16 protein-coding genes are annotated in these 18,437 nt (G+C 47.7%); 9 read left to right on the top strand and 7 right to left on the bottom strand.

Features of this window, described 5'->3' with window-relative positions:
- Positions 1-86: 86 nt before the first annotated feature.
- The 3 genes from H065_RS0112160 to H065_RS0112150 all read left to right on the top strand — a co-directional run bounded on the left by H065_RS0112160 (position 87) and on the right by H065_RS0112150 (position 3,596).
- Positions 87-1,745, top strand: coding sequence for a glycoside hydrolase (locus H065_RS0112160; protein ID WP_152425886.1), 1,659 nt, complete (start codon positions 87-89; stop codon positions 1,743-1,745).
- 218 nt (positions 1,746-1,963) lie between these two features.
- Entirely contained in the window at positions 1,964-2,497 is a 534-nt protein-coding gene (locus H065_RS0112155; RefSeq protein WP_017813340.1) for a hypothetical protein, read from the top strand.
- A 148-nt stretch (positions 2,498-2,645) separates the two neighbouring features.
- A complete protein-coding gene (locus H065_RS0112150) occupies positions 2,646-3,596 on the top strand; it encodes a copper amine oxidase N-terminal domain-containing protein (RefSeq protein WP_017813339.1) in 951 nt (316 codons plus the stop codon).
- A 70-nt stretch (positions 3,597-3,666) separates the two neighbouring features.
- On the opposite strand, the gene H065_RS27005 is transcribed toward H065_RS0112150, so the two are convergent.
- From H065_RS27005 to H065_RS0112130, 4 genes are all read right to left on the bottom strand, one after another.
- A complete protein-coding gene (locus H065_RS27005) occupies positions 3,667-5,940 on the bottom strand; it encodes a carbohydrate-binding domain-containing protein (RefSeq protein ID WP_017813338.1) in 2,274 nt (757 codons plus the stop codon).
- Positions 5,941-6,071: 131 nt separating this feature from the next.
- Positions 6,072-6,764: a DUF4956 domain-containing protein gene (locus tag H065_RS0112140; protein WP_017813337.1), complete on the bottom strand. Its 693-nt coding sequence runs from the start codon at positions 6,762-6,764 to the stop codon at positions 6,072-6,074.
- Positions 6,757-7,566 carry a polyphosphate polymerase domain-containing protein gene (locus H065_RS0112135; RefSeq protein WP_017813336.1) on the bottom strand — a complete coding sequence of 270 codons (810 nt, stop codon included), beginning with the start codon at positions 7,564-7,566 and terminating at the stop codon, positions 6,757-6,759. Before H065_RS0112135 ends, H065_RS0112140 begins: the two co-directional genes overlap by 8 nt.
- A gap of 418 nt (positions 7,567-7,984) precedes the next feature.
- The gene (locus H065_RS0112130) at positions 7,985-9,172 is read right to left on the bottom strand and encodes a hypothetical protein (protein ID WP_017813335.1); all 1,188 of its coding nucleotides are present in this window, start codon (positions 9,170-9,172) and stop codon (positions 7,985-7,987) included.
- Between the two features lie 250 nt (positions 9,173-9,422).
- Between H065_RS0112130 and H065_RS0112125 the strand changes: the two genes are divergently transcribed.
- The 4 genes from H065_RS0112125 to H065_RS0112110 all read left to right on the top strand — a co-directional run bounded on the left by H065_RS0112125 (position 9,423) and on the right by H065_RS0112110 (position 14,107).
- Entirely contained in the window at positions 9,423-10,100 is a 678-nt protein-coding gene (locus tag H065_RS0112125) for a response regulator transcription factor (protein ID WP_017813334.1), read from the top strand.
- Positions 10,100-11,374, top strand: a complete 1,275-nt coding sequence (locus H065_RS0112120) for a sensor histidine kinase (RefSeq protein WP_017813333.1) — start codon at positions 10,100-10,102, stop codon at positions 11,372-11,374. Before H065_RS0112125 ends, H065_RS0112120 begins: the two co-directional genes overlap by 1 nt.
- Before the next feature lie 249 nt (positions 11,375-11,623).
- The gene (locus H065_RS0112115; protein WP_017813332.1) at positions 11,624-12,859 is read left to right on the top strand and encodes an MFS transporter; all 1,236 of its coding nucleotides are present in this window, start codon (positions 11,624-11,626) and stop codon (positions 12,857-12,859) included.
- 348 nt (positions 12,860-13,207) lie between these two features.
- Positions 13,208-14,107 (top strand): diacylglycerol/lipid kinase family protein, encoded by a 900-nt coding sequence (locus H065_RS0112110; protein WP_026136192.1) that lies wholly within the window; start codon positions 13,208-13,210, stop codon positions 14,105-14,107.
- A 104-nt stretch (positions 14,108-14,211) separates the two neighbouring features.
- Here the strand turns inward: H065_RS0112110 and H065_RS0112105 are convergent, their stop codons facing one another.
- From H065_RS0112105 to H065_RS0112095, 3 genes are all read right to left on the bottom strand, one after another.
- The gene (locus H065_RS0112105; protein WP_026136191.1) at positions 14,212-14,958 is read right to left on the bottom strand and encodes a class I SAM-dependent methyltransferase; all 747 of its coding nucleotides are present in this window, start codon (positions 14,956-14,958) and stop codon (positions 14,212-14,214) included.
- A 413-nt stretch (positions 14,959-15,371) separates the two neighbouring features.
- Complete coding sequence (locus H065_RS28255) at positions 15,372-15,953, bottom strand: hypothetical protein (protein WP_051058720.1); 582 nt, start codon at positions 15,951-15,953, stop codon at positions 15,372-15,374.
- Positions 15,954-16,161: 208 nt separating this feature from the next.
- A complete protein-coding gene (locus H065_RS0112095; RefSeq protein ID WP_017813329.1) occupies positions 16,162-16,713 on the bottom strand; it encodes a C40 family peptidase in 552 nt (183 codons plus the stop codon).
- A gap of 97 nt (positions 16,714-16,810) precedes the next feature.
- Between H065_RS0112095 and H065_RS0112090 the strand changes: the two genes are divergently transcribed.
- On the top strand, positions 16,811-17,725 hold the full coding sequence (locus H065_RS0112090) for a phosphatidate cytidylyltransferase (protein ID WP_017813328.1): 915 nt from the start codon (positions 16,811-16,813) through the stop codon (positions 17,723-17,725).
- 211 nt (positions 17,726-17,936) lie between these two features.
- Positions 17,937-18,353, top strand: a complete 417-nt coding sequence (locus tag H065_RS0112085; RefSeq protein ID WP_017813327.1) for a LysM peptidoglycan-binding domain-containing protein — start codon at positions 17,937-17,939, stop codon at positions 18,351-18,353.
- The last annotated feature ends 84 nt before the right edge of the window (positions 18,354-18,437 follow it).

Here is an 18,437-nt window from a genome sequence, read left to right as displayed (position 1 = left end):
GCGTATACAATAAATGTGTGACATTCACTCTCTACTCTCACCGACACCACAACTGTATCTCTATTCACCAATTCAGAGGAGGAATAATGATGAGAAATGTGCACGGTAACAAAACACGCTTTTTACCCAGGCTGGGGGCGTTATCATTGTCGGTAATGCTGTTCTCCGGCATGGCATCCGGCGCAGGAGCTGCCACAGAGGACAGCAGCGACACGGCTGCCGCCAAAGGGAACCCGCAGACCGGCATACAGCAGATTACTATCAATGGGCAGCAGCGGTATCAGGAAATCGATGGATTCGGTGCATCCGGTGCGTGGAGTATTGATCATATCGGCTCCGAATGGTCGGAAAAGAACAAAAACAAAGTTGCTGACCTGCTCTTCTCCCAAGATAAGGGGATCGGCCTGTCGATCTGGCGCTTTAATATTGGTGCAGGCAGCGTAGACACCGATCAGGATATGATCAGCGATCCATGGCGCCGGGCGGAGAGCTTCAAGTCCGGCGAAGACAAGCCCTATGACTGGTCCAAACAAGCCGGGCAGCAGTGGTTCCTCCAAGCAGCCCAAAAACGCGGCGTGGAAGAAACCGTCGCTTTTGTCAATAGCCCGCCCGTATGGATGACCAAAAATGGACACGGCCAGCCGGACCCATCGGTAGGCAGCACCAACCTCAAAGAAGACTATATTGATGATTATGCCGTCTTCCTCGCGGATGTAATGGAACATTTCCACAAGCAAAAGCTGGGCTTTGACTATATCAGTCCGATTAACGAACCAACCTGGGACTGGAACCGTGCCGGACAGGAAGGTAACCGCTACAATATCGAAGATATCAAAAAAGTACTGATTGCTCTCGACAAAGAACTGCACAAGCGCGGTATCGATACTGAAGTGGATGCAATCGAAGCGGTTGAATACCTGTCTCTGCTGGATAACGACATGTACGCTACATATACCGGCAAAGCAGGCAGTACGTATACGAGCGGCAACGCCGGCGGTGCCTTTGAAGGCAAATACAGTGAATATATCAAGGAGATGCTCGGCGATCCGCAAATTGCCGGCATCATCGGCAACAAGATGAGTGCCCACTCCTACTGGTCTGACGAAGCCAAGCCGGGAGACGACCGCCTAGTTCGCCTGCGCGAGCTGGTACGGGAAAACCTCAACCGGTATGTGCAGGACGCCAAATTCTGGATGTCCGAATATTGCATCCTTGGCGACCGTGGCCCAGGACGCGATCTGACAATGGATACTGCGCTAGATGTAGCCAAAGTCATTCACTACGATATGGTAACAACCCAGGCTTCTGCATGGCAGTGGTGGCTTGCCGTATCCAAGGAAGATTACAAGGACGGCCTCGTCTATACCGATTACAAAAATCCGGGTGATACCCAGTCCATTATCGAATCCAAAACGCTGTGGGCACTCGGCAACTACAGCAAGTTTGTCCGCCCGGGTGCACAGCGAATCGACCTGCAGGGTGCTAATGATCCGAACGGCCTGATGGGATCGGCCTATTATCATGACGGAGACAAGCAGCTGTCCGTCGTCTTCGTTAACAGCAGCAACGAAGCCAAAACGATCCATCTGGACGTCACCAACCTGCCAGGCGGCAAGGACGTGAAGCAGTTCAAGCCGTATCTCACCTCCGACCATGCCGATCTGAAAAAGCAGTCCACTGTCTCGGTGAAAAAAGACATTACCATTCCGGCACGTTCCCTGATGACCCTGGTAGGGAAAAACTAAACACCGGATAACCCCCATCCCAAATGGTTGACTACACCATCAAAACCGAGCGATATAACAACGATGCGCTTTCTATGTATCGTATTGTTCTATCCACCAGAAATCTTAAAAGCGAAGTCATCTGTATCATGGATGACTTCGCTTTTTTTGGGGAGCAGCAGATATATGATGTTAATAATTAGATAAAATGCACACTTTTTACTAGAATATACGTCAATATGCTTAGAAAGGATGTGTACATCATACACAAAATAACACTTACCCTTGCGGCTTTCACACTGACTGCCGGCTTATTATCTGCTTGTAATCAAGAAACCGCAGTACCAGCTACGCCTCCACCTGCTCCTGCTAATACTCCAGCCTCTTCTGAACAAGATGGTGCTGCAGCAGAACAAACGACAGTAACAGCCCCAAGTACAGATGAGATGGATTGGAGTCAAATTAAAGATCCTCTGATCGACAAGGCCATGAAGGCCAAGTTGAAAGCAGTAATTGATGCGATCGTAGCCAAAGATGTTGACCAATTTCATGAGGCGATCGGGCAGGACTTGGGAACCGCACATGATTATTTGCTGAATAACACTATGAAGTTTACCCATCTTGATACTGCACATGAAGAAGGAGGACGTATTCTCGTCCCTGCTGCCGGTGAGATGCAGCTTCCCGGAGATCAAGAAGTGAATGAGTCAAGTTATACGTTTTATTTTGAAAAAGATCAACAAGGCGATTGGCAAATTGTATCGATTGATTAAGCCGGCTCATCCCAACAGCAAGCTGGAAAAGTCTTATGAGAAACAATGTAGCACTACTGTCGCAACAACCAGAAGCATTCCCAACGATACCCTTTGAAAAATACTTATCTTTTGAAATAACTAATCCAGACCAAGGAGCATCCAAATCATGCAGAACAAATATATTTCGACCGTAGTTCTGGGAGCCCTCATAGCTGGCACCCTGATAACATCTCCATGGGATCATCCAACCTACGCCGCCGAGACACCTATCCAGATCCAGGGAGAACACGGCACGATTCCATCGGACGTAGCTCCATATATTCTGAATGGCGTTACGATGGTGCCGATCAATGTTGTAAGCAAACTGGGAAGCAACCATACGTATGTATCGTGGAATAATACCAGTAAAACAGTAAGCATCACGGCTCCAGGTCAAAAGATCACACTTCAACTTCATCAGAATTATGCTATGCAAAATGGAACCCGAATCGAGTTGGCACAGCCTGTCACTTTAAAAGACGGTATCGTTATGGTTCCGCTCCGCTTTATTGGCGAGTCTATTGGTGTGAAAGTAACCTGGGATGCAGTGAACCGAATTGTATATATTAGTGAAGCCAGCTCGTCACCGGTTGATCCTGCGGAGACTTCTGCTGATTCGACCCTTCAGATCCTGTCCAAACAAAGAGCGAAAGTGATATATGATTTACCCAGAACCGAATTGCCAACAGAACTGCCTACAGTAGGGATGCAGACGGTAACCCACTATTTCCCGGTAGGACAAGCCAATGTATTTTTCGAAGCTATGCCTGATCGCATCAGCTATTATGAAGTGAAAAATAATAAAGCCAAAGAAATATGGTCAGCCAACTATAGCGGCGAATCATCTGCTGGCAGCAAAGGATTACCATTTGTTCCATCGCAAATCACGAAAGAAATAGGCAAAAGACCATCCATTACTACTACTGTCGCCTACTATCAATATAGCGCATCCGTATCCGATCTACGTTATGGCTTGATCGATACCGAAGGTAATAACACCGAACTAAGCCATACCGACCCTGCACAGACCAAAGAACGATTTCCTGTAGATCAAAAAGAACTGGCAAAGGTGCAATGATCTGTCGAACAGATAAATATCCGAATAAAAGCACGGAGGGTTTGTCGTACCCCATCCGTGCTTTTTTTGCTTAATTGGTTGTTGTAGTTGTTGTATCCTGAGCAGCATCGCGCTGTGGTCTGTCGCCTCCTCCGCCAAAACCGCCACCGTTCGGGTTACTGGTGGATACGCCGGATTCGGACAGCCAGGTGACACTGCTGGAGATATCAAAGTCTACGACTTTGGTGCCTCCGCTGTACGTACCGTCACTGTATAATCCGTCAGCTGCTGTACCGGTAGATGTACCGCCAGTGTACAGGGTATAGCTGCTGCCTTTAGCCAGATCCGGAGAGCTGACAACAACGTACTGATAATCTTTGTCAGGTGTGAAGGTCAGAATGTTACTGCCATCGCTGTCCTGTAGATGCACCAGTGTACCGGCTTTTTGAACTGCCGAATAGCTCATGGCTACCGAATACTGGGTGGATGCATCCGATGGAGCCTGCGCCATACCGGAGCTGCCAGATGCAACCAGATAACCGCCTGTCATTTCAAAAGTACCATCGTAATCGAGTGTACCATTACCATTATCGGTCGGACCGTTCACAATCACGGTACCGCCGGACATGGTGATCGAACCATTGGCATCCAGACCATCACCGCCTGCTTCGACATACAATGTACCGCCGCTAATATTCAGCAGTGCATTGCCTGCGGACTCCGGACCGCCACCACCAAAGCCAGTTGGTTTATCCGCTGGCGGTGCTGTCTCTGTAGTGGTCGTAGTATCTGCTGCTTGGGCTGCTGCTGTAGTTGTCGTCTCGCCTTCGGAAGCATTGACACCATCATCGCTGGCTATCACATGGGTATCGCCGCCCGCTACGTTGATTACAGCAGCTTCCAGCCCCTCGTAGCTCTGGGTAATATTAATTTTGCCGCCAGTGATATTCAGATGGGTCTCGCCGTGAATGCCATCGTCGCCGGTCGCCAGATTCAGTGTACCGCCGGTAATGGTTACACTGGCACCACTGTGTACACTGTCGTCTTTGGCATTGATATTAAATGTACCCCCATTGATTACAAGATCTCCGCCGGATTTTAATGCTTTGGCACTCTCGGATGTTGCTTCTGTAGTCGTATCTGTTGCCTTCGCTGCTGTAGTTGAAGCAGCAGTTGCTGCTTTTACAGGTGTCGCTGCAGTCGCATTACCTGTTGTGCTGGAGGATGTAGCTACTGTAGATGCAGATGTTTTGCTGGTAGATACAGCGGACGTTGTGCTGTTAGTACTGGTTGGAGCATTTCCCTGCTGACCATTCATCTGTGGAGGCGTACCGCCACCGCCACCAAAACCGCCTGGAGGCATGGACTCGGTATGTGCTTCTGCATTGGCACTGCCGCCACCGGTCGTAATATTGTAGCTTCCGCCGTCGGTGACTAGCTTGGTCTCTGCCTGAATCCCATCATTTTCAGCCTTGATCGTAAAGGTACCCTCGGTAATCGCCACGAATCCTTTTTCAGTATCTTCATCATTGGTAGCTTTGATACCATCTCCACCCGCAATTACTGTAAAGGAACCCTGTTCGATCGCAACCATATCCTTGCCGACAATTCCATCATCCTTGGCTTGTATATTAAATGTACCGGAGACAATCTTCAGATCGTCCTTGCTGGTAATGCCATCCTTGTAGTTGGCGTTCACATTCAGTGTGCCGGTACCGTTGATCGTCAGGTCTGCTTTGCTGAACAGGGCAGCGCTCGGTTCATCGGTCGTGCTATCCGCGAATACATAATTGGCTCCATCGGTGATCGTATTCTCCGTACCTTTCTGCAGGGTCATGATCACGTTATCCGCTTCCTGGATATCGATCGGCGCGCTATCGTTGTTCGTAATATTTACACCGTTCAGGACAATATGGACGTCGCCATCCCCCGTGCTATTCACTACGATCTGTCCATCAGTCAGCTTGCCGCTGATGACGTATGTGCCTGCTGCCGAGATCGTTACCGTACTGCCGGAAGCTTTGGCTCCCGAACCGGTAATGGATGCACTGCTGCCGCTCAGCTTGATCTGGGTCGAGCTATCTGTGCTCCAATCCACGCTGCGGTCAGCATCTTTGTACGTCACCAGATCGGCGCTGGTCAATTTGACCGGTGTCGTCACGGCCGACGTCGAGATCGTTGTAGTAGCTGCTGCAGAGGTATTGGTCGCCGCCGTGCTGGCAGATGTACTGCATGCTGCCAGCAGGGAAGCCGACAGCAGCAGCGCGCTTAGAGTCGTTGTTGCTTTTTTAACAAGGTTTTTGGAGGCTGGTTTGCTAAATAGACTGGACGTGGGGTGGGTTTGTTTTTGGTTTACTTTTCTCATAATGGATATTTCCCTTCCATAATTGACTGTATTGGTGAATTAATACTCGTTAGCTGGAGTGGGGCTCATCGTCAGTGACAGATCCAGATTGCCGTTTCGGCATTCAGTCTTACATCTTCTTTCTCGCATACTTAATACTCGTTAGCTGGGGTTGGACTCATCGTCAATGACAGATCCAGATTGCCGTTTCGGCATCGGATTTCGTCCAAAAATTCTTTTTGGTTGGTTTCCTGCTTCATGGTGACGAGGTAGATTAATTCATACAGGCTGCCCAGCTCGGTTGTTCTGATTTTTTTCAGTTCATGCTGTACGTTGAACTTGTGGAATACTTCGTTAAAGGCTTCTTCGTAGCCCAGATTTTCGGGGATGGTGACTTTCAGGGTGCGCTGCATCGTTTTGCGTGTACCAAAGTTAAAGCGGTTCAGCAGGAACATCAGCAGACAGAGAATCAGGGTGAACAGGACGGCATAACCAAAGTATCCGGTACCGACAGCCAGACCGGCTGCCATGGTGAACAGAACGTAGGCGATGTCTTTCGGATCGCCGGGTGCACTGCGGAATCGAATAATCGAGAACGCGCCGGCAAGACTGAATGCGCGGGCGATATTGCTGCCGATCAGCAGAATAATGATAGACACAATCACTGGCAGCAGTACCATCGTCAGGGTGAAACTCTGGGAAAAGCCGTTCTGGTTCGTTTTCATATAAGTCAGGCTGATAATACCACCCAGAATAATGGATACCAGTATGGTCAACAGCGCGCCGCTCAGGGTAAGTTCGGTTGTACTCGCGCTTACTGTACTGTTAAATAACGTCTCAAGCATAGCGGATAGTCTCCTTCTCGTTCGGAATCTGGATAATGGCTGCAGCAGGAATCTCAATCGCCGGCAACTGCGGCTGAATCGTAGGAACAGCCTGATTTTTCAACATTTTCTTGTACTCATTGCCGTATTTGGAAAAGCTCGTCCGATACAGTCCATGCTTGGACAGCAGCCTGGACAGCCATAGCGGTACAGTGTTCTCCGCCTTGACCTCCATCAGCCACTGATCCGGCTCTAGCAGCTGTTCGCCGTAATCGCCTTGCTCCAGCTTCAGATCGTAGCGGCGGCAGCGGATATTGGTATCAAAGGTGATTCGCAGATCGCGGCTCTCCTTGCTGAATAATGCTTTACGGTCGTAGGACAGATACAGCTTTGGAGCAAGATCATACAGGCGGAGAAAGTAGGTGATTTCATTCAGTACCTGCTTGTTCATGTACTCCTGATATTCCGGCGCCTGACCGGTGCGTACGAATTCGTAGGCTTCATCCAGCTTGAGGGCAGTTCGGCGTTTGTTGACGAGACCGGTAAATTTCTTCTTGATCTCCATGTAGACTTTGGCATTGGCCTCTGGTACGCCATATGCCCGAAGGCGCAGCTTTTCTTTGTATTTGGGCTTCGCCAGGCTCGCCCGGATCAGCGAATCATGCGGCGTGTCATAGTAAATATTGCTGATCGAGTAAAAGTCATGCTGCTTGTTGTAGGCATCCAGCTCCATGTATTCCAGTAGATCACTGTAGAATGCATTGAACTTGGCAGTGTTCATCAGATACTTGCTCTCGTAGCGGTTAAAAACCTCAATAGCCATGGGGATCATTCCTTTTTCTTAAGGTACGTATGGCGTGTGCTGCCATGCGGGTAAGCTGTATGGTGTGGGACGTTTTGTCGTTGGTTGGTGTGACGTCTCTTGCTTATATTTGTATATTAGAAGGTCAACCTTTAGTGAATCTTAAATGTTTTACATGGCGTTAACATTTTTACATTTTTCTCGAATTGGGCTTGTACTTCATGTTGATCACCTGCTCAGGTAGGTTGGTTTGCTGATTGTTTGTCTGATGTAACGGGGATAGGCATCCGCTGGGAGAGGGTATACCTATATTGAGAAAAGCAAAAAGCCCTTTGCATGGCACGGCTCGTGGCATAACAAAAGGGCTTTTTGCTTTTCTTCTATTTGGATATGTAACAGTCTGTCATTGGTATGCAGGACAAACGAGATTATAGAAAGATTACTGTAGTTCGTCTTGAATGCGCAGCATCAATTCTTGTTCATAATCCATAAAATAATGACCTTCGGCAAATATAGTCATCTCCTGATCGGTGTGAAGATACACTGTATTGTCTTCATTGCCCAATCGCGTATTAGTAGTGAGAACTCCTTGCTCGCATAGAGCAATAATCTGCTTGGGATCGGGAACTTCGCAGATTGGATTGCCCGTCTGCAGATCATAGAGAATGCTGGAATGATCGGTTTGTTCTCTGGCGTATAGTTTCCCCTGCTTAGGATAGATTCTATCGTAAACACGATGCTGGGCAATTCGGTCTATTGCCTGCTGGTCGATATCATAAGTGATTAGAACCGAATATTCAGTATCAAACTGTTCTATTAACAAAATGATTTGCCCGTCTACAGTAATATAATCTGTAAAGGCCTCATTAGGTTGAGAGGAATGCAGTATGAATGGCGCGAAATCCAACTGATCCTGGAGTGCCATGGTGATCAACTTCTCTACTTCAATGAGTATAATATCTTCAGGCTCCCGTTCGTTTTTGAGCCAATCCATTCTTCTCTCATGTATCATATGCTCTCCAGTTTTGGTCCATACATAATCTTTTCCGGAATAATGATAAGGCAGCATACACTCCATATAGCTCCATATCTTATCGGCAGTAAAATAAATACATTCTCCAGTCAGGGAGTCGAGCAGTGCATCGTATCGTTCGTATCTGACCTTCCTGCCAGTTACCATATAGGATATCAGGGCATATCGTTCATTCAATGTATACATATGACTTAAATGTAAAGGAGCAGTCAGCGGCTCGATATCCAGCAAACAGGTATCCAGTGTGTGTACAAGAGTGCTGCTTCCTTTGACCAGATCCCTTTTATAGAAAAAGACCTTACTATAATCTTCACTGCATGCTGCGTAGAATAACACGGGAGCACTTCCACAGTTTGTACCCAGCTCGAATACTTTCTTTTGTTCAAAGCAATAAGCTACAGTTGTCTCTGTATCTGCATGATAGGAAAGAATACCTTTGTAAAACCATAAATCATCAATATGTGCATCGTAATCAAAATCATCATCCGACATGTCTACTTTAGTTTTCAGCGAGAACAATCGGGTATCATGGTACAAAAACTGCATTTGCATAACTTCATATTCATCAGGAATGGTTATGTAGGAAAGCTTCATGGCGGTTACCCTTTCTTGGGGACAATTATGTTTTATTACTTTTTGACCGAATGTAAATATAATATACCACTTCGCCAGATTCAACTGGCATCTATGCAGCAGGTTGGTTTCGTAGATAGTTAAGGTTAGTTAAAGGTATACCTTTTACAATAAAAATATGAACACTGTATAAACACCCTAGAACAATAGCTGCTTTTTTACTTATAGAATCACAGATCCATTCAAATTATTCCAAGAGGTGGCAACAATCATGCGAATACTAATTGTAGAGGACGAACTTCATCTGGCCGAAGCGCTGTCGCAGATTCTCAAAAAACACAACTACTCCGTAGATGCGGTGCATGACGGGCGCACCGGGCTTGACTATGCGCAAAGCGGGATCTACGATCTGCTGCTGCTGGATATTATGATGCCGGAGATGGATGGCATAACGGTATTGAAGACACTGCGCAGCCAGGGGGATGCGACGCCGGTTATTCTACTCACCGCAAAGGGAGAGATCTCGGACAAAGTAACCGGGCTCGACTATGGCGCAGACGATTATATCGCCAAACCTTTTTCGTCCGAGGAACTGATGGCGCGCATCCGGGCAGCTCTACGGCGTAAAGGGGAAGTGGTACCGGAAGACGGACTCAAATACGGCGATCTGGAACTGAACACCTCCACGCTCAAGCTGACCGTCGGTGGCAAGGAAATGAAGCTCAATCTCAAGGAAAGCGAGCTTCTGGAGCTGCTCATGATCCGCAAGCAGGGCGTTACGTCCAAAGAGCAGATTATCGAGAAACTGTGGGGGTTCGATTCGGATGTGGAGCATAATAATGTAGAAGTCTACATTTCCTTTCTGCGGAAAAAGCTGAACTTCCTGAACGCTGCGGTACGCATTACTACGATTCGCAATGTAGGCTATGTGCTGGAGGGAACCATCTGATGTTCAAGCAGCTGCGCAATCGCTTTTTGATTCTGAATCTGGCGACGATCTCGATTCTGATGCTGGTCGCTTTTGCCTCTATTTATATTATTACCTACCGGGATGTCCAAAATGATGTCCGCATGGATCTCATGCGAATCTCGGACTCGTATTTAAGACCTTTTGATGCTGGCGGTCAGCAGCCCCCGCGTAGTGGACAAGCGACGACAGGCAGCAGTGGCAGCCTGGCTGGTAGTCCGAATCAGAATACACCGCCGGAACGGGCGGTTGCCTTTATGATCGAGACGGACAGCAGCGGCAAGCAGGTAAACAGCAAATCACAGGTCGAGATTGACGGCAGTGTCTCTTCCAGTGCCTTGCAGGAAGCTATCGCCATAAATACCGATCAAGGTCAGTTTTCGCTGGATGGAAGCGACTGGGCATTTGTCCGGCAGCCGCTGAACAGCGGGCATCTGTATACGTTTATGGATGTAACGGCACAGCAGGGTATTCTGACCAATCTGATCTATACGTTTACCGCAGTTGGCGTAGTAATGCTGATCTTGCTCTTTTTCACCAGTCGATACTTTGCCAACCGCTCGATCCGACCGGTACAGGACGCTTTTGACAAGCAAAAGCAGTTTATCGCCGATGCTTCCCATGAGCTGAAGACACCGCTCGCCGTGATTAACACCAATGCCGATGTACTGCTCGCGAATCCCGACGACACGATTCGCAGCCAGTCCAAGTGGCTGCATTATATCAAAGGCGAGACCGAGCGTATGTCCCGTCTGACCGGCGATCTGCTCTACCTGACCGAAATGGAGGATGCACGTCCCACGATGATGCACAGTACGTTTGATCTGAGCGAGACGGCGGAGAACCTGATCCTGACGATGGAGGCTGTCATTTTCGAAAAGGAATTATCGCTGGAGTATGATATTACACCCGGACTGACGATCGAGGGCAGCAGCCAGCAGATGCAGCAGGTCATTATGATTCTGCTGGATAATGCGATCAAGTATTGCAATCCCCGCGGCAGCATTACCCTGACTCTGCATCGGCATAATCAACAGACTGTACTCTCGGTCAGCAATACCGGCGAAGGCATCGCTCCCCAGCATCTGGACCGGATTTTCGACCGCTTTTACCGGACGGATGCTTCGCGCGCACGCTCTCAGGGCGGACACGGACTGGGTCTGGCGATTGCCAAGTCGATTGTAGAGCAGCATGGCGGACGGATCGAGGCGAAGAGTATAGTAGGCGAATCCACAACCTTTTCGATATATTTGTAACCGCTACGAATCGCCGTATGACGGTCTGCCTGTATGAATCTATTGAACATACAAGAAGTCTCTTGCTTAACAAGAGGCTTCTTTGTTGTATGCCTCAGCCAACTCCATGATGGGTTTTCGCATTTCTTTTAGGTTATTGTCTATTTTCTCCACTTGACTATCCGGTTACGGTATACCTTATTTTAAAATAGAGAAACATACTATCAAGGAGAATCGACTACATTCATTCTCGGAATCCAAGGGGACACTATGACTTCTTTATTAAAAAACAAAGTATTTGTTATTGTAGCGGGGGCAGATTTACTTCAGCAAATGGGGATCTGGATCCGTAACATGGCGTTATTATTCTATATCATGGAGCAGAGCGGCAATAGCCCTGTTGCCGTTTCCTTGCTCACCATGTTCGAATATCTGCCTATTTTTATCTTCTCGCTGATTGGCGGTACGTTTGCTGATCGCTGGGAACCACGCAAGACGGTTATTATAGGGGATACATTGAGCGCCCTTTCCATCCTGCTCGTGATTATACTGGTTCACGCCGGTATCTGGCAGGCTGTATTTGTCGCCACTGTCATTTCCGCCATCGTCAGCCAATTCTCCCAGCCTTCCTCTTCTGTACTGTTCCGGCAGCATGTTCCTGAAGAGCAAATAGGCACAGCGATAGGTATTACACAGAGTATGATGGCTGTATTTACAATTTTCGGTCCGATTCTGGGGACTTTTGTGTATTCCCAGTTTGGTCTGTATTCATCGCTTATAATCCTAATGATCATTTTTATAACTGCTGCAGTCATTCAGGTGTTTTTGCCAAAGAAAATAAGGGAAGCACGTCTAGAGAAAACTTCAGCCTGGGCGGACCTGAAAGACGGACTACATTATGTATGGAGACGCCCCAATCTGCGTGTGATCGCTTCGCTATTTCTAATTAGCGGCATCTCTATGGGTTTGACCCAGCCACTGGATGCTTTTGTAGCCATGAACCGGCTGGGTCTGCCCAAAGAAAGTATACAGTGGTTTGCTGCTTCCGAAGGAGTAGGTATGCTGATAGGCGGACTGCTCGCTGCATCCATTACGGTATGGGTAGGACGCAATCGACGTAATGTCATGACGATTCTGATGCTGATATGGTCTGTTCTGACCGTTGTTGAAGTATGGTCGTTCTGGCCTCTGCTGACAGCTGGAGCGCGTGTTTTATCCGGATTGTCTGCTGCTTTCTTTGAAGTTATTTTCAGTGCAATCATGATCAAAGAAGTACGTAAAGAATATATTGGCCGAACCAGCGGAGTCATTATGCCGATCCTGATGGCAGGCATGCTGCTGGGTACAACCACATCGGGCTTTATTGTAAATCATTCTTCACTGTTCGTTGTATTTGGACTGTCTGCTCTGCTTACTCTGTTCTGCTGTGTTCTGACGCTCCAAATGAAGCAGCCACAGACAGAGACAGAAAATGCTCTACCCTCAGCCCATACAGCGCATAAATAAATATAAATCTCCAAATAGATAAAATGCGTGAACGGTTAGGAGCCTCTTTTACAAAGAGGCTCTTTTTTTGCATACTTGCTGCTTTTAATCGGCAAGACGGTTATCCATGGCATCTGACAGAATCATCCTCTGGATGAACTACTGATTCTCACCTGGTTTTTCGCTTTCTAATTGTTTGTTATCTGAATTTTGACGATACTCAGGGAATATTCTTCCACTTCCTGCATGGAAAATTACAGCAATCCCGGTTATTTGGGGTAAATAGTAGATGATTCACCCTTCTGCTCCATGTACTCCGCTGCCATGCAGCGTAACCATACTACTGATTGATGAGAAAGGAACATGTCCGTGAAGCGAGCCATGATCATTATCAACCCTTCCTCCGGCAAAGAGCTGGCGCTGGAATACTTGCAAAAAGTCGAACAGCTGCTGCGCAATGAAGCCGGATATGACGTTGTAATTAACGAAACTGCCAAGGAACTGGACGCGACCAATTTTTGCATTTCCGCCTGTGAAGACTGCTTCGACCTAGTCGTATCGATCGGAGGCGACGGTACTCTGCATGAGACGATCAATGGACTGCTCGATCAGAAGCACCGTCCACTGCTCGGTATTGTACCGCTGGGAACAGTCAATGACTTTGCCCGCGCACTGCAGATTCCGCTTGATCCGGATGAGGCGATTCGCACACTGACCTCTTCGCAGGTCAAAGATGTTGATATGGGACGACTCAACGAGCAGTTATTTGCGAATGTAGTCGCTGCAGGCTCCCTGGCCGAATCCCTCTCCTCGGTCTCTTCCGAGGACAAATCCAAGCTTGGCGCATTTGCCTACTTCCGCGAGGGACTGCGTGAGCTGGTGAATAATTCGGCAGCACCGCTGCGTATTGAATACGACGGCGAAGTCTGGGAAGGTGAATCTCCACTTTTCATCGCTACACTGACCAACTCGGTCGGTGGATTTGAGAAGATTGCTCCGGAAGCGACAGTCGATGACGGTCTGCTGCACGGATTCATTTTCAAAGATCTGAACCTGTTCAATACGCTGGCTGTCGGTGCTTCTCTGCTGTTCGGTCATCTCAAAGATCACCAGGATGTTATTTATTTTACAGCGCATCATATCAAAGTTACCTCTAACCAGCCGGTTCGTACCAATGTGGACGGCGAGGAAGGTCCGGCGCTGCCTATCGATATGCATATTCTGCCCGGTCATATCAAGGTCGTCGTACCGGAAGCGCAGGTTGTCTAATTCACGTCTGACGGGCCTGTCCAACATACCAGATGCTTCGGCGGATGCGTAAAGTCATATCAAAAAAGGATACCGACGCTATGCCGGTATCCTTTTTGCTATGTTTATCGATGTGCGACGATTTTAAATCGTTTGGAATTGGTTCTAATCCCCCGCTCGGTCTGATGTTCCTGTACAAATCGCTCCAGAATCGCGAAATCCTTCGCCTGTTCGCCAAAATCACGAATAATCGGTGCATGTTTGAGCAAGAAAATCAGATCTTCTACCGTTCTATAATATTCTACAGCATCGTATTCTTCACAGTGAATATGCTGAAAACCCTTGGCATGAAGCTCTTCTTGATACCGATTTAACAGTGTACCATCCGGTTGCCGCTCCTGTTCTCTGCCAAAAGCTTCTACCAGATTCCATTTGTCCCCTTCACTGACCTGCTGGGTAAGAAAGATTCCACCCGGTGCCAGTACCCGCGCCGTCTCGCTGGTAGAGAATGGAGCATGACGGCAGGATATGATATTGAAAAACCCATCCGGAAATTGCATCTCTCTGGCATCCATCTGCAAGATTCGTACATTACGTTTGTCCGATGCAGCCAGATTGGCAGCCGCTCGCTGCATCATTCCGGCAGACTGCTCAATGCCGACCAGCAGCAGAGCTTCATCAGCAAGCTCCAGCAGCGCCTCTCCACCGCCCGTTCCGATATCCAGCAGCAAGGCATGAGGCGTACATTGCTCGGTAACCTCTTGGTACAAATCCCAGGCGATCCCTTCTGACTCATACTTCATCCGGCTGAAATCCCAACCATTATCCGGTCCTACCCGGTCATAAAATGCTCTATATTCAAATTCATTCATCATCTGATCTCATTCCTTCTCTATTATAATGGACCTACGGTGTGTATCCGATTCGTGGATGCCGGTGGGTTGCCTGAAGACAGACTGCTCCCTGTATAGCTGGTACGCGTTTTGATCCAGCCCGGCGTCTACTTACTTCGAATCATACGGATTAGCACCTGTTCACCCCATTATACTGAGAATTAATTCCAGTATACCCTCATTGGCAGCTTATTCCAAATTCACCTTTATTCCAATTTTAATGACAATCCATCTTCAAATTGGCACCATCGTTGTCAGAACCAAAAATGCCAACCGCATAAGATCAGCGGTTGGCATTTTGAGAATAGCGCTCCATTCTGCTCACAGCAGGTGAGAGGGGGATGGATGCCATTATTATATGTTCGATTCAATACAGTATATTCAATTAACGATTAACGCCGTCCATTGACGTCACGACGGTCTCTGCGGCGCAATAGTCCGAGCAGACCCAGCAGTCCGAATAATCCGATCCAGCCCCAATCATTGTCATCGTCATCTTCCATATCCATGGTAGTCGTACCTGTAGTAGTATCTGTTGTTCCGGTTCCCGTGGTTCCGGTAGTACCGTTCATATCCGTAGTACCTGTTCCGGTCGTGCCTGTTGTTCCCGTCGTATCGGTTGTACCCATCGTACCTGTAGTGTCGGTAGTACCTCCGGTTGTACCTGCAGGATCAGTCGTTCCTGTACCGGTCGTTCCGGTGGCATCCGTTGTTCCAGTTCCCGTGGTTCCGGATGTATCTGTCGTTCCACCTGTTGTTCCTGTATCCGTACCCATGGTTCCGGTGCTGTCTGTTCCTGTTGTTCCAGTCGTACCCGTTGTTCCGCCAGCATCTGTACTGGTTCCTGTAGTTCCGGTTGTTCCAGCAGCTCCGGTCGTCCCTGTCGTTCCACCTGTGGTAGCAAAGGTAGGGGTTACTGCTGTCGCAGATATTACCAGTGAAGCGAGAAATACCAGTTGAAGTTTTTTGTACATGTTGTTGTCTCTCCTCTTTAATGGTGTAATGTTCCTGCTAGGCTAGTATTAACCTTTGACAGCATGTTCAAACGATTTCATACTTATTATTTTGAAATTATTGGATATTTAAAAAGACAGCATAAAAAGGCTGACTCTCTATCTCAAGGAGCCAGCCTTTACTCATTGTAGGCATATTTTATTCTTTGATTTCCACTAACAATGCAGCTTACCTGCTCTCTACTTCCGGACGGTACTCACTCAATTTGCCTTCATATACCAGCTGCAGCCGTTCACTCTGCCGCATATCATCCGGTGTGACGAGTGCCGGCAGTTTGTTCCACAACCGAATGCCGGACCGCTGCAGAATCTCTGCAACAAATTGGGAACAGAAATAGGAGTTGCTGAATTCAACTGGTTCCTTGATCGCGACGCCGATTACACCGAGCAGATTATATAGAAATTTCTGCTGACTGCGGACAAAAATCTGCAGTACCCGCTTCATTTTCTCCACTTCCCGGCTGGAGACCCGCAGCTCATAGATTACACAGGTAGTATTCGGATATTTGCTGTAGGTGCCGGTCTGAATATCTTCTCTCACAAATCCGCCATTCAGTGGATTATTGGGCTGCTTGCGGCCAAAGCTGTACAGCTCGGACAGTCCACGATCAAACGAGATTGAAGCGTGATTATAGGGTGCCTTAGTATAGGTCTGAATGACACGGGTAAATAGCGTCCCGGTATTGGTCAGCAGGATAAAGACAGACTGCTCGTCGGTCATGGTCAAAATGTCCCCTTATCAAGTTGGAATTATTCCTTCATAATAACATATGATTCCTGTGTTGGGAGTCGAATTCAAGACAGGTTGGTGATCGGTTGTGAGCGGTTCGTTATTTACGTTAATTCTGGTTTTCGCGGCTTTATTTATTTTGCAAATCGTCTATCTGATCGTGATCAAGCTTCAGCCGGACCGGGATTACAAAGTGATCGGCACCCGGATCAAAACCTGGTGGGGCATGTTCTTTATCTTTTGTCTCGCAACGCTGTTCAATCCGATCGTCTCGCTGCTGTCGCTGATGGCACTGACCTTTTTTGCACTCAAGGAATACTTTTCCATGATTCGCACGCGCAAGGCTGATCGGCGGCTGTTTCTATGGGCCTACCTGGCGATCCCACTGCAATTTTACTGGATCTACATTGGCTGGTACGGGATGTTTATCGTCTTTATCCCCATCTATGTATTCCTGCTGCTGCCGCTGCCAAGGCTGATTAACAAAGGGACCGGTGGGTTCCTGCGCAGTGTTAGCTCGACCCAGTGGGGACTCATGCTGATGGTGTTCGGACTTAGCCATCTGGCCTACTTTCCATTCGCGACGCCGGCGTATGGCGGAGGGCTGGTACTGTTCCTCGTGCTGCTCACCCAGCTGAACGACGTGATTCACTACCTGGCCTCCATGTACATAGGGAAAAGGAAAATCGTGCCGACAGCCAATCCGCATATTACATGGGAAGGATTCATCTGTGCCTTTGTAGTAACGACAGCTGTCTCTTATCTGGCCCATCCGTATCTGACACCATTTGGTTCACAATTTGCTCTGATCATCGGTATGATGGTTAGTCTGGCAGGGTTCTTTGGTAGTCTGACCATCTCCGTATTGAAGCGTGATTTGTTGATTGGCGACAGTGACCGTGCCGAAGCGCTCAAAGAAAGCTACCTCAGCCGGGTCGATAGTCTGACTTATACGGCTCCCGTATTCTTTCATGTGATCCGTTATGTATACGATTTTATGTGAATAGACGATCCAAGCATGAAATACATGCCCTTGTCTTCGATAAGGGCTATTTCTGCTATACAAGGTTATTTTTGAAAATATTCTGAAATAAATCAAAAAAAGTTTTTAAATAGACTTGTAATTATCTTAATTTAGTAATATTATAAGTATATAAGATTATTAAACGTAACTAACTACAAAAAAATAATTTAAATAAGAGGAGATTGTTATCATGAAAACCACTATTCAAAAAGTAATGTTGTCCACTGCTTTAGCCGCCAGCCTGGGAGCTGTGGCTGTTGTCGCACCAGTCGGAGGCAGCCATGCATTTGCTGCATCCAATACTCAATCCGCTCACGAAAAAAATAAAGACCGCGCAGAAGATCGCGCTAATAATGCTGCTTTCCTCGCTGCTCAGGCAGAACAATTTAACGCACTGTTCGGTACTCCGGAAGAAGTTACTACAACTCAACCGGAAAATAACGCTGCACCGTCTACAGATGCTACCAAACAGGATATTCTCGTAGTCGTTCCACAAGGTGCCAGCCTGACTAAAATCGCTGCTCAATACGGCGTAACTGTAGACGAACTGGTTGCTGCCAACAACCTGCTGCCTGCCGGCTACCAGCTGACTGTTCCACAAAAATAAGAACATGCTCCTGTCCTGTTCCGCAAAATGAAAATACGCTCCTGCCAGAGCCATTTCATATATAGCAGCTTTGCTGCATTAACG

The organism is Paenibacillus shenyangensis (assembly GCF_000346635.1).
In the GTDB taxonomy this organism is placed as follows: Bacteria; Bacillota; Bacilli; order Paenibacillales; family Paenibacillaceae; genus Saccharibacillus; species Saccharibacillus dauci.
Note: the sequence above shows the minus strand (reverse complement) of the source record. Positions and strands in the feature narration are given on the sequence as shown.

Bases quoted from the DNA above. Each gene is read 5' to 3' on its own strand.
- H065_RS0112160 (WP_152425886.1), top strand. From the start codon at position 87: ATGATGAGAAATGTGCACGGTAACAAAACACGCTTTTTACCCAGGCTG.
- H065_RS0112155 (WP_017813340.1), top strand. From the start codon at position 1,964: ATGCTTAGAAAGGATGTGTACATCATACACAAAATAACACTTACCCTT.
- H065_RS0112150 (WP_017813339.1), top strand. From the start codon at position 2,646: ATGCAGAACAAATATATTTCGACCGTAGTTCTGGGAGCCCTCATAGCT.
- H065_RS27005 (WP_017813338.1), bottom strand. From the start codon at position 5,940: ATGAGAAAAGTAAACCAAAAACAAACCCACCCCACGTCCAGTCTATTT.
- H065_RS0112140 (WP_017813337.1), bottom strand. From the start codon at position 6,764: ATGCTTGAGACGTTATTTAACAGTACAGTAAGCGCGAGTACAACCGAA.
- H065_RS0112135 (WP_017813336.1), bottom strand. From the start codon at position 7,566: ATGGCTATTGAGGTTTTTAACCGCTACGAGAGCAAGTATCTGATGAAC.
- H065_RS0112130 (WP_017813335.1), bottom strand. From the start codon at position 9,172: ATGAAGCTTTCCTACATAACCATTCCTGATGAATATGAAGTTATGCAA.
- H065_RS0112125 (WP_017813334.1), top strand. From the start codon at position 9,423: ATGCGAATACTAATTGTAGAGGACGAACTTCATCTGGCCGAAGCGCTG.
- H065_RS0112120 (WP_017813333.1), top strand. From the start codon at position 10,100: ATGTTCAAGCAGCTGCGCAATCGCTTTTTGATTCTGAATCTGGCGACG.
- H065_RS0112115 (WP_017813332.1), top strand. From the start codon at position 11,624: ATGACTTCTTTATTAAAAAACAAAGTATTTGTTATTGTAGCGGGGGCA.
- H065_RS0112105 (WP_026136191.1), bottom strand. From the start codon at position 14,958: ATGAATGAATTTGAATATAGAGCATTTTATGACCGGGTAGGACCGGAT.
- H065_RS28255 (WP_051058720.1), bottom strand. From the start codon at position 15,953: ATGTACAAAAAACTTCAACTGGTATTTCTCGCTTCACTGGTAATATCT.
- H065_RS0112095 (WP_017813329.1), bottom strand. From the start codon at position 16,713: ATGACCGACGAGCAGTCTGTCTTTATCCTGCTGACCAATACCGGGACG.
- H065_RS0112085 (WP_017813327.1), top strand. From the start codon at position 17,937: ATGAAAACCACTATTCAAAAAGTAATGTTGTCCACTGCTTTAGCCGCC.